The organism is uncultured Thalassolituus sp., from assembly GCF_950066645.1.
Lineage (GTDB): Bacteria > Pseudomonadota > Gammaproteobacteria > Pseudomonadales > Oceanobacteraceae > Thalassolituus.
In genome coordinates, this window is sequence record NZ_CATMFB010000007.1 from 135,268 (window position 1) to 147,023 (window position 11,756).

The 11,756-nt window shown below is 52.6% G+C and carries 8 protein-coding genes; 5 read left to right on the plus strand and 3 right to left on the minus strand.

Annotated elements, in window-relative coordinates; translation table 11 throughout:
- Positions 1-106: 106 nt before the first annotated feature.
- Together Q1L85_RS08175 and apbC are read left to right on the plus strand one after the other, a co-directional pair.
- Positions 107-1,549 (plus strand): hypothetical protein, encoded by a 1,443-nt coding sequence (locus tag Q1L85_RS08175; RefSeq protein ID WP_300424889.1) that lies wholly within the window; start codon positions 107-109, stop codon positions 1,547-1,549.
- A 101-nt stretch (positions 1,550-1,650) separates the two neighbouring features.
- Complete coding sequence (gene apbC / locus Q1L85_RS08180) at positions 1,651-2,742, plus strand: iron-sulfur cluster carrier protein ApbC (RefSeq protein WP_300424887.1); 1,092 nt, start codon at positions 1,651-1,653, stop codon at positions 2,740-2,742.
- 10 nt (positions 2,743-2,752) lie between these two features.
- Here apbC and Q1L85_RS08185 read toward each other — a convergent pair whose 3' ends face one another.
- Complete coding sequence (locus Q1L85_RS08185) at positions 2,753-4,057, minus strand: PAS domain-containing methyl-accepting chemotaxis protein (protein ID WP_300424885.1); 1,305 nt, start codon at positions 4,055-4,057, stop codon at positions 2,753-2,755.
- A gap of 225 nt (positions 4,058-4,282) precedes the next feature.
- Between Q1L85_RS08185 and Q1L85_RS08190 the strand changes: the two genes are divergently transcribed.
- On the plus strand, positions 4,283-6,319 hold the full coding sequence (locus Q1L85_RS08190; protein ID WP_300424883.1) for an NADPH-dependent 2,4-dienoyl-CoA reductase: 2,037 nt from the start codon (positions 4,283-4,285) through the stop codon (positions 6,317-6,319).
- A 2-nt stretch (positions 6,320-6,321) separates the two neighbouring features.
- Here the strand turns inward: Q1L85_RS08190 and Q1L85_RS08195 are convergent, their stop codons facing one another.
- Both Q1L85_RS08195 and Q1L85_RS08200 read right to left on the minus strand, forming a co-directional pair.
- Positions 6,322-8,685: a sensor histidine kinase gene (locus Q1L85_RS08195; protein WP_300424882.1), complete on the minus strand. Its 2,364-nt coding sequence runs from the start codon at positions 8,683-8,685 to the stop codon at positions 6,322-6,324.
- A complete protein-coding gene (locus Q1L85_RS08200; protein ID WP_300424880.1) occupies positions 8,669-9,184 on the minus strand; it encodes a hypothetical protein in 516 nt (171 codons plus the stop codon). Before Q1L85_RS08200 ends, Q1L85_RS08195 begins: the two co-directional genes overlap by 17 nt.
- A 160-nt stretch (positions 9,185-9,344) precedes the next feature.
- On the opposite strand from Q1L85_RS08200, the gene Q1L85_RS08205 reads away from it, so the two are divergent.
- Both Q1L85_RS08205 and Q1L85_RS08210 read left to right on the plus strand, forming a co-directional pair.
- Entirely contained in the window at positions 9,345-10,805 is a 1,461-nt protein-coding gene (locus Q1L85_RS08205) for a Wadjet anti-phage system protein JetA family protein (RefSeq protein WP_300424878.1), read from the plus strand.
- A gap of 2 nt (positions 10,806-10,807) precedes the next feature.
- Entirely contained in the window at positions 10,808-11,752 is a 945-nt protein-coding gene (locus Q1L85_RS08210) for a DUF4194 domain-containing protein (protein ID WP_300424877.1), read from the plus strand.
- The last annotated feature ends 4 nt before the right edge of the window (positions 11,753-11,756 follow it).

Genomic DNA, 11,756 nt, shown 5'->3' on the forward strand with positions numbered 1-11,756 from the left:
GTGTGTTGCGTCTTGTTCGTGCGCTCACAACACAGTTAGATAAGGCCTCTTTCCTGCGAGAGCGCTGTTCTCAGGAAATGGATTTCTTAATGAACAGGACTTATCTATGTGGAAATATCTATCGCTGCTGACGGTATCGGCGACATTAGTGGCTTGTGGTGGTACGACAGAGGATGACTTTGATGTTGACAGTGATGGAGGGCTCATTCGTTGGTACCAACCGGGCGTGCTTAGTGACGATATATTCAGCCCGCTAACAGGTAGTTATCTGATTAATCTACAATCAGATTCTCAGGGTGGTCTCGAATACCAGATAGAACGTATTAATCATGATGGAATATCCGACCTGTCTGGCGAGATTGCAGTGCCGGCCAGTTCATTTAAAAGCGTAAAACTCGCTAATCCCGGAACCGTCAATGAAGGTGTGGCAGCTTCCGTAGTCGCAGGAAATCCCGACGGAAATTTTCATACTGTGGTAGGGGACTATTATCTGGTCACTGACCAGAGTCATCACCGTTTCAGCAAAGATCTCACCGACAAAGGGATCACCTATGATGCTTTGAATCGTATAGAACCAGTAGATAAAAATGGCGTAGTTTATCTGACTACCCGTCAGGGGGGCTGGGCGATTACGTCTGATTCCGTTGTGGCTGCCGATACCGTTCCAGTCAATGACTATTCTTTCTCCTATGAAGGGCCTTCCCACAATACCGGTCAGAACACCACGTGGTTTGCAGAGCGTCTTGGAAAACACATGTTTCGGCTGTATTACGTCTACGAGGGCAATAACTCGGGTTCCGATGGTTATATCGCTGCCTACTTAAGTATGTATGAAATTGGTAACCCGGTTGCCTTATGGCATTCTTCAATCGACCCCACTGCTGATGTCATTAATGGCCATGACTTTGTTGTGAATGATGAGGGCGTTTTTATCAATACTTGGTCCGATGAAAATGGCTGTACTGGAACGCTTCTCAAGTATAACGATCAGGGTGTCTGGCAACGGAAAAAAATCGGCTGTAATTTTAGTGTTGACTGGATTGAAGACAACAATAATTACTACGGAGCCGTTATTGGCAGCGAACGGGACCCTAAAGTGCATGTGATTCAGCACCGGGATGAAGACGACAATGTATTGGCAGAGTATCGGTTGCCCGCCAGGTCGGATTCTTTTCCGGGCTACATTGTCAAAATGAAGCCACTGCCAGCAGGTCGTCTGGGTGTCATTATTGGTAGTTCGCGTGACAGTACCGGAATCAGTACCCCGTGGGATGCCGAGCAGGACGAAACCTACGCGAATGACATTCTTATTCTGAATGCAGATCTGTCCATGTATGCACATTTTCAGTTCCACGAGAGACGCTCTATACGCAAGTTGCATTGGTTCTGGAGCAAGTACGTGACACTGCGCGGCTCGACACCGGGTTACAGAGTAGAAGATGTGTTTATGAGCGCTAATGGTGATGTGTACTTCAGTGGTACCTTATTCCAGCCTGATATTGAGGAAGGTGTCACCAACGTCACTCAACGCTTTGGCGTAGTTCACTGAAACTCTGAAAGAGATAACAGACTGTTCTCTTCTGCGGCCTGACTTCGGCAGGCCTTCAGCGTACAATCTGCCCCGGTTTAAACTTCCTGCCGGAGCAGATTGTGTCAGAGTTAACTCACTCCCGGATTGAAGCGGCGCTGGCCGGTTATATCGATCCTTACCTTGAATCCGATCTTATCAGCGCGGGCTGCGTACGCGACATACGTGTGGATGCCGGTGTTATCGAGGTTGATATTCATCTGGATTATCCATCCGAGTTTCTGAAAGACGGGATTGCTCAGATGCTTCAGGTTGCCCTTGAGAACCTTGATGGTTGCACCGGCGCCCGGGTCAACATTAGCTGGGAAGTCCAGGCGCATAAGTCTCAGAATAACCTTGAAGCCATTACCGGGGTGAAGAACATCATCGCGATTGCCTCAGGCAAAGGCGGGGTAGGCAAGTCCACCACGGCTGTGAACCTCGCGATTGCCCTGGCAAAAGACGGAGCCAGAGTTGGCCTTCTTGATGCAGATATCTACGGGCCGAGTCAGGGGATCATGCTGGGTATTGAAGACGGTACCCGCCCGGAGACAGAAGATAACCGCTGGTTTATTCCCATCGAAGCCCATGGCATCAAGAGTATGTCCATGGCTTATCTGGTGACGGAAAGCACGCCGATGGTGTGGCGGGGTCCAATGGTGTCAGGCGCTTTGATGCAGATTCTGACCCAGACCAAATGGGGTGAACTGGATTATCTGCTGATCGACATGCCGCCCGGCACAGGCGATATTCAGCTGACGTTGAGTCAGAAGTTTCCGGTCTCAGGCGCCGTGATCGTAACGACCCCACAGGACATCGCTCTGGCGGACGCTAAAAAGGGCATAGAGATGTTCAATAAAGTGAATATCCCTGTGCTTGGTCTGGTTGAGAACATGAGCATTCATATCTGCTCTCAGTGTGGGCACGCCGAGCACATCTTCGGTGAACATGGTGCGGATACCCTGGCAGAACGCTATGAGACTAACGTACTGGGTTCTCTGCCACTGTCGAAGTTTATCCGTGAGAAAGCCGATGAGGGGACACCGGTCGTTGCAGAAGATGATTGCTGCGAAGTATCAATGATGTACCGTCATACGGCCCGACGCCTCGCGGTTGCCCTGGCTGGCAAGGAAACCTCTGGCGCCATCCCGGATATTCAGATCAGCGAAGACTGACGGGCCTTAATCAGCGAAGCGCGTCGGCAAAAATGCTGACTGCGCTTACTGCTTTGCGAGTGCCATCCCGGATCTCGAGGATGACTTCACCGGCCTTGTTGGCCAGAGCCATACCGTGGCCAGCCTGTTCTCTGCAGGCTTCCATGCTGTCTACGGCTTTCACCGTTCCCGCCTGCATTTTGCCGATCATGGCAGAAATTTCTTCGGTTGAAGTGCTGGTTCTTGCGGCCAACTGGCGGACTTCGTCAGCGACGACCGCAAAACCGCGTCCTTGTTCGCCAGCGCGGGCAGCTTCAATCGCCGCGTTCAGCGCCAGCAGGTTAGTCTGATCCGCGATCCCCCGGATGGTGTTTACGATCGAGGTGATGGCATCGGATTGTTTATCGAGTTCTGAAATTACCGACGATGTTTCTGAGACAGCTTCCGAGATCAGTGTCATTTCCCGCGCGGCTTCCTGAATAATTTCAGTCCCTTTTTCGGCCGTCTGCTCGGTGGCTGTTGTAATGTGATAGGCGCTGGTGGCGCGTTCAATTTCCCGGTTCGTTTTCTCTACACTTTCGGTGATGTCGGTTGCGAATTTAATCACGCCATAGACGTCACCGTCGGCGTTGATCAGCGGTGAATAGGAGGCTTCCAGCCAGAGATCGCTGCCGTCTTTTTTCACGCGATGGAAACGGCTGCTGATAAACTGCCCTGAACCCAGCTTTTTCCAGAAATCCCGGTAGTCCTGGCTTTCAGCATTCTCGGCTGTGACAAACATGCGGTGGTGTTTACCGATTACCTCGGCTTCTGTGTAGCCGGTTGCCCCGAGAAAGTTGGCATTCGCGCGTTTGATATTTCCGGTGGCATCGAACTCGATCACTGCCATCGAGCGTTCCACCGCCGCGTTGATATCAGAATACTTATGATTGTCTGCCATAAGGTCACTGACATCGTGGGCGATCTTCACGATTTTTTCTACGCGCCCGGACGCGTCTTTTACCGGAGCATAGGACCCATCCAGCCAGAGTAAGCGGCCATCCGCGCTCTTGCGTCGGAACTGTCCATTCATGCGCTCACCGTTCTTCAGCCTGTTCCAGAAATCGCGGTACTCAGAACCAGAAATATCACGCTCATCACACAGGCTGGAGTGTTGTCTGTTCAGTAACTCACCTTCGCGGTAACCCATCAGTTCGTGATACAGACTGTTTGCGTACAGGATGACGCCGTCTGTACTGAACTCCGCAACGGCCTGGCTGTTGTAAATTGCATCAAGCAGGGCAGTTCGGTGATCTTCTTTCGTTTGGCTCGGGGCACTTTTGCGGGAGAAGAACATGGGATACACCTTTCTTTCAAAGAATCTTGGTTGAGGAACGGATATTGGTTTAAGCCTAGACCATGGTTGGAGACTCTCAAGGCGTAGAGAGCGAATTGGCGTGGTGCTTGATGTATCGTTTGTTATATAAAGTATCTTATGTGTTATCTGCAGACATTTCATTTGTTGGCCAACTGGCTAAACTGACTCCAGTGATTAGCAAATAACAATTTATGAGAGAACACTATGAGTCAGTATCCTCACATGCTTCAGCCTCTGGACCTGGGTTTTACCACGCTGAAAAACCGCGTCATGATGGGCTCTATGCATACGGGCCTGGAAGATCGTCCATGGCACTTTACTGAGCTGGCAGAATACTTTGCAGAGCGCGCCCGTGGTGGCGTAGGTCTGCTGGTCACTGGTGGGTTCTCTCCTAACCGGTCAGGCGATCTGCTGCCCTTTGGTTCCAAGCTGATCAGTGGCTGGCAGGTACCGTTTCACAAGAAAGTGACCACCGCTGTTCATGACGCGGGCAGTAAAATCCTGCTTCAGGTCCTGCACGCCGGGCGCTATGGCTACACGCCTTTTAATGTCGCCCCGACAGCGATAAAGTCACCGATTACTCCGTTTAAGCCTCGTGAACTGACGACTAAGCAGATCTATAAGACGATCGGTCACTACGCCCGTGCGGCTAAACTGGCGCAGAAAGCGAATTACGACGGTATCGAAATCATGGGGTCTGAAGGTTACTTCATTACCCAGATGCTGAATGCCCGAACGAATAAACGTACGGATGAGTGGGGTGGTTCATATGAAAACCGCATGCGCTTCCCACTGGAAGTGGTTCGCGCTGTCCGCAAAGCCGTGGGGCCCGACTTTATTCTGATGTTCCGTCTTTCAATGCTCGACCTGGTAGAAGATGCGTCGACAATGGAAGAAGTCATCATGTTAGCAAAAGCCCTGGAAGAAACCGGTGTCACTCTCATTAACACAGGTATTGGCTGGCACGAAGCCCGTGTACCGACCATTGTGACCTCCGTGCCTCGCGCTGCGTTCGTCGATGCGACGGCGCAGGTTAAAGCCGCGGTGAAAATTCCGGTGGTTGCATCGAACCGTATCAATATGCCGGATGTGGCCGAAGATATTATCTCCTCCGGTAAGGCCGATATGGTGTCGATGGCGCGTCCTCTGCTGGCAGATCCATTCTGGGTTAAGAAAGCCGAAGAAGGCCGGGCTGATGAAATTAATACCTGTATCGCGTGTAACCAGGCCTGTCTGGATCATACATTCGAAAACAAGCGCGCCAGCTGTCTGGTTAACCCACGTGCCTGTCACGAAACTGAACTGGTTTACACGAAAGTCACCCAGGCTCGTAAAGTCGCTGTGATTGGTGCGGGTCCGGCTGGTCTGGCTGCTGCCACTGTTGCCGCAGAACGTGGACATAAGGTGACTCTGTTTGAAGGTCGTAGCGAAATCGGGGGTCAGTTTACTTACGCGTCAAAAATTCCGGGTAAAGAAGAGTTTAAAGAGACCATCCGTTATTTCAGCACCATGATTGAGCGCCTTGGTATTGATCTGAAACTGAATCATCAGGTGAGCAGTGAAGAGCTGGCTGCCGCAGGCTTTGATGATGTTGTTGTGGCAACCGGTGTGGCACCGCGTATCCCTTCCATGCCTGGCATTGATCACCCGAAAGTAGTGTCGTATCAGGACCTCCTGTCAAAAGAACTCAAACTGGGTGAAAAAGTAGCCATTATGGGCGCTGGCGGTATCGGTTTCGACGTGGGTGAGTATCTTGCTCATGAAGGCGAATCTACCACGCTTAATACTCAGGCCTGGATGAAAGAATGGGGCGTGGATGTTTCAAATAAGGAACGCGGCGGTCTGGTAAAAGGCGAGATGGAAGTATCTCATCGCAAACTTTATCTGCTGCAGCGTAAGGCGAGTGCACATGGCAAGGGTCTGAATAAAACCACCGGCTGGGTTCACCGTGCTGTTCTCAAAATGAAGCGCGTTGAAATGATTGGTGGCGTGAACTACGACAAAGTCGATGATCAGGGCCTGCACATCACCATCACCAAAGGTGAGCAGTCTGAACAGCGTGTGCTGGATGTCGATAACATCGTGGTATGTGCGGGTCAGGAGTCTGTGAATGGGCTGTTCGAAGCGCTGAAAGAAAATACAGCGTTCCGTACCCATCTGGTGGGCGGTGCTGAATTTGCCGGCGAGCTGGATGCCAAACGCGCGATCCGTAAGGCCAGTGAACTGGCTGCCTCACTCTGAGATCAGTCAGCGTCTGACGTGCGTCTCTCTGCATCCTCCGGATGAATATCCGGCAGGTGCAGAGTGATTGCAAACCCCTCTGATACACCCGGCCAGTCAATGCTTCCCTGCATGTGTCCCGTTACCAGGTTATGGACTTCGTAGAGGCCCAGCCCTTTCTTTTTCGCCTTTGTCCGTTGGGTAGTATAGAACGGCAGAAATACCCGCTCCTGATCCGGCTTACTGATGCCTTTTCCGTTGTCCTGATAGCGGATTGATAGCCGACGGTCAGCACAATGGGCCACAACTCTCACAGACAGCTGCGAAACTTTTTCAGGGTTGTGGAACAGGGTGTTATCCAGCAATTGCATCAATACTTTGTCTAATGCTTCTGGGTACCCATACCACCCGGCGTGCTCTGGTGTGGAATACACTTCAATGTCGACCTGCCCGAACGTTTCCTGCGCTCTGATCTTCCAGTCTCTTAACCAGTATTTCATCTGAATTGCTTCTGGTGTGCGTTCTGAATTGTCGATCAGGGAGGATTGAATTAACTCATTCAGGTCAGCGAGACGCTCAGTATTCTGATTAATGTGTGTGAGACCTGCTGCAAACTGGTCTTTGATTTCTGCAGGAGAAAGCGCCGACATCTGACTTTCCAGATGAGTACCCGCGAGACGGATATTTCCGAGGGGGGTATTCATTTCATGAGAAATGCCCATCACCAGCTGACGCATCGACTGATCCCGGTGGGTCTGCAGTTGCTTCAGCTCCTGCTCTTTGCGGTGCGCCTCTGAGATATCCGTGATGGCACCCACCCAGTGCCGGTCAGGCGCAGTGAACTCCCGTCTCATCGTAAGAAGCCCCTCAAGCCGGTCGCCGCGACGAGGCATCATGGAGACCCGCAGTCCCTGAACTTTCTGTTGCCTGTCCAGTGTTTCCCAAAGCTGAAGAGCGGTCTGTGGGTGCTTGATGAACTGATCGAAATGGACGTTCTGTTTAACGAGATCGTCGACAGAGGCGAAACCCAGCATACGGGACAGTGCAGGGTTTCCTCCAGTGATCATACCTTTACCATCAAGGCGGAACCGGCCCGATAGCGAGTTCTGGTAGAGGTCTTCGTAATTTTTAAGGTGATCAATGGCTTCCTGCTGACTGTGCTGCAGGTGTTGCTGGCTGCGGTCGCGTTCCTGCTGCAGTAAGCGGATGCGCGACCCCAGGGCCAGCGACAACAGGAGAACATCAATGACTGAGCCGATCTGGTAGCCGTGGAGGCTCAGGGTATTTCCGGGAAGAAGCCCCAGGGACGACATATTGCCGACGACGGTCCCGATGATGAAAGGGATCCAGGCGATAGTAAACATACGCGCGGGCGCATAGCCAAGTCGCCACAGGCGGATACCCAGCATCAGGCTGTAAAGCGCCACAAGTGCATTCACAAGATTCTGCAGTGACACGGACAACTGATAGGGTGCGATCAGAGACAGCAAGCCGAACAGTAGGGTCACCGGGATATAGGCCCGGTACAGGCGCAGTGCTGCCGGGCTGAGTTCTTTCAGATTAAGCAGGCTGGGCAGGAACAGACAGAAAAAGAACTGAGTTATCGCAAAGGCCAGCGGCATCATCACTTTGTTCAGATCTGGGGATTCCGGCCAGAAATAGCCGAACGCAGAGCCCTCGAAGTTCATATGGAAGAACAGGAAGCTCAGAACAAAGCACGAGTACCAGAGGTACGTCCGGTCTCTGATGGCAAAGAAGAGCATGAGGTTGTAGAGCCCCATAATCAGCATCATGGCGTAGTAACCGCCGCGCAGAATATTGTTGTTCAGCAATTTCTGCTGCAGTGCCTCCTGATCCAGAATTTCAACCGGGAGCTGATAGGCCCCCTGTGTTGAGACGTACAGGTACAGGTCGTAACTCTGACCAGTGCTCAGGCCCAGGGGCAGAATCAGATTAGGGTGATCGATGGCCCGCTCACTGTAGGCTCGCAGATCGCCGCCGGTGCTGCGCGTGCACTCGTGAACGCTGATGCTCCCGGACGGGCATTGATACAGGACAACCGTATCGAGCAGTGAGTAGTGATTCCACAGAAACCAGGGCCCCGGAGCCTGGTTGGTCAGCCGGAGCTTCAGCCAGTAGGCGTGCCGCTGGAAACCAAAATTGATGGAGTCTTCGGTACTCTGGTACCAGGACTGGCTGTGCATCACACGGGAGAGTGAGGCTGGCAGCAGGTCGGAATCCGTCTGGGGCACGACCTGATATTGCCAGTATGGGCCTGTGGTGTAACTGCCTTTGCTGTCCAGCACCAGTATCTCTGCCCGTGCGCTAAATGAGCCCCAGAGCATCATGATAACGAGCGCGAGTGCCTGACTAACTCTGAAGTCCATACGCCAGTAATGTCAGCCAGGCGACCAGACCAGCCACAAGAATGGTCCACTCAACGGCGTCGAGATCCGAGTTACGGGCAAATGACCGCAGGTGGCGGTCATGAATCCGGTTGACCGTCTGATTGACGAGCAGATTGGGCAGCAATGTCAGCATAAAAGTGAGGGCACCCCAGGCGTGATCTGTCGCGATCATGTAGATGGGCAACAGAGTGAACAGCAGGTGGAGGATAAAAAACCGCATCGGGTGCCAGCGGGGGCGCTCGTCATCTGCGTCGACGCCATTCCAGACCCGGCGGTAAAGGTCGAGTTGGGTAACGGGAAAGATCAGTGTTCGCAGCGCCGGTGAAAGTCGCTCACCACGGTAAGCCAGCTGATGCCAGTGGCGCCAGATCCAGTAAATGCCAAACAGCCCGAAAGTAGCGAGCGACAGCTCAATGAGCTTTTCGCTGCTGATCTGAAAGAATACTGCCTGTTCGCGAGTTTCCCTGGGTTTAGACATAGGCCCATCCTTTGTTCTACAAGGCCAGTATAGGCATAAGCGGATCAGATATGCAGCCTCCGGCGGCGACACTGTGAGGAAGGTCTCATGAGGCTGGCAAAGCACACTGGGTTTCAGTAATCTACGGCCTTTGAATCGCGCTGTCACAATAAGAAATCGTATGTTTTTTGATCAGGAGAGGGGCCAGTTTTTCCGCCCCCTGACCGGTAAGTACCGGGCTCAGGTAATGGAGTGCCTGCGCGAGCTGTATCAGCGGCTATACAGCTCCAGCAGTGCTGACTATGGCCAGTCGATTCAGCGGGATACTGTCGTTGAGATATTTCAGGAAGCGCTGGTCCGTGCACCTGTGCTGGCTGACGGCTATGACAGTGAAGACGATGGCAGCGAATCACGCTTCCGCAGCAGTCGCGAGCAGGCAGGCTGGGTACTGAACCAGCTGCTGGATCACGGCTGGCTGGAAAAGCAGGTGGATGAAGCCAATCTGCAGAGCACCTTTGCGTTTACCCGGTACGGCCGGCAGTTTACCGAGCCGTTCATCAGTGAGACCCGTGCGATTGCGCGGACCCGTCATCGCAACACCCGCAACACCCGTAACTCGCTCGAATCGTTCCTGGATCGCGGTGATATCTACGATCTTCTGGATGCTTATGAGTACTCTGAGCGGATTATCAGCGACTTCACCGATGTCATCGCCGAGCTGGAAGAGCGTAAGCGTGATCTGGTCCGTGAAATGGAAGATCAGATGCTGGTGCAACGTGCCAGTGAAGCCTTCTTTGATTTTATGGAAAACCGTTTTCAGCCCGATCTCTCTGTGCGTCTTTCTGCAGACAACGTTGAAAAGCACCGGGATCAGATTCAGGGGCTGATCACCGGCATCCGCAAGAAAGATGTCGCCTTCAAAGCGACCGCCGAGCGCCGCCTGCGGGAGCTTCTGCCAGATCTGACTCAGGAAGGTCAGTCCGTCCTCTGGAGCCTGCTGGATGGCATTGAACTGCGTCTCCGCAACGCCAGTGACATTATGCTGCCGGCATTGCGCCGGGCCTTGCAGAGCTTTACCAAGCGGGCCGATATTATCATTCGTCAGATGAGCTATCTGGCATCGCAGCAACACAACGATGTACTGGCTGTCTGTCGTCATCTGGCCGATCTGCCGGAAGAAGAGCAGGCCAGTATGCTCGAGCGTGCTGGCGAGCTGATGTCGGTGCCTCAGGTACGTCTTGTTGACCCCGCACAGGTGCGTCTGGCCGGGCCGCGTCAGCGTCAGAAAATTGAAGCCTCTCTGGACGATGGAAAAGGGGACTTCGATGTCGATGCCCGCCGCGAAATCTATGTTCAGCAGGTACTTGATCAGGCGTTTCTGGTTAACCAGCAGGCATTGCGTCAGTTTATGGCCTCACGTCTGAGTTCCGGACGCCGCGTTTCTACCCGCGATATTCCGATTGAAAGCGCTAAAGATTTTCTTGCCGTTGCTCATGCGATTGGCCTTGGCGCGGCTGATGGGCTGTCATCAGAGTTTGAATTCCGCATTGATTATGATGAAAACCCTCGTGAAGAAAATGGCGACGGTTACTTCATCAAAAAAGACCACTTCACCTTCGAACTGGTTCAGAAAGAGTCCTGATTATGTTGCACGAGATTGAAAAAGACCTGGAAAAAGAAGGCCTGAGCCAGAAGGAATATTCAGAGTTACTGGTCCGCCTGCTGGATTATGGCGTTATCTGCCGGGATGAGTCACAGATCGAACAGACTCTGTATGACCGTTATGTGCGTCTTGAGGAACTGGTGGGTGATTATCTGTCGCTGCTTGGTATCCGTATTCAGCATGATCGCCGTTTTCAGTTTGTCCGCTTGTTCCCGCCAGGTGCGCAGGTTCCGGGAATGGAAGAGGATCAGCAGAATACTGGCAGCCCATCTTTCCGTCAGCGTCTGAATCAGAACGAAGTGGCATTAATTCTTGTATTGCGTGCGCAGTACGACAAAGCCCTGCGCGAAGGTGCGGTGGATGAGCAGGGTTGTGTCATGGTCTCGTTTGAAGGCCTGAGTATCGCGATGAAAAATCTGCTGAAGCGCAGCCTGCCGGAGAACGTGACAGACCGGAAAGCTCTCTTCAGAAAACTGCGTCAGCTGCGTTTGATTCAACTGCAGAATGAAGACAGTGTTGAAGATGGTGACCTGTGGCTTCGTATCCGTCCGATGATTATGTCTTACGTCAGTGATCAGGTGTTGTCGGAGCTGATGGCAGAGACTCAGGAAAAAAACGCTGAGGGCGAGGCTGTTGCCGAAGCCGATGCTGGAACAGCTGAGATGACGACAGACGTCCCGGGTGAACCGACTGCAGAGGATGAATCTTCTGAGAGTGATGATGACTCAGAAAATAATGACGGTGAAAATAATAGCGATGCCGCTGAGATTCAGGACACTGCTTCTGAGGAATTGCCGGAGTCGCCTGCAGTGACCGCAGAGGTCGCTGATGAAGAAGAGACTGACTCTGCCGAGGCGTCGGAAGACGAAGACGCGCCAGAGCAGGCAACAGATAACAAGCAGCCGGTCAGCCTGTTCGGAGAATAAAAAC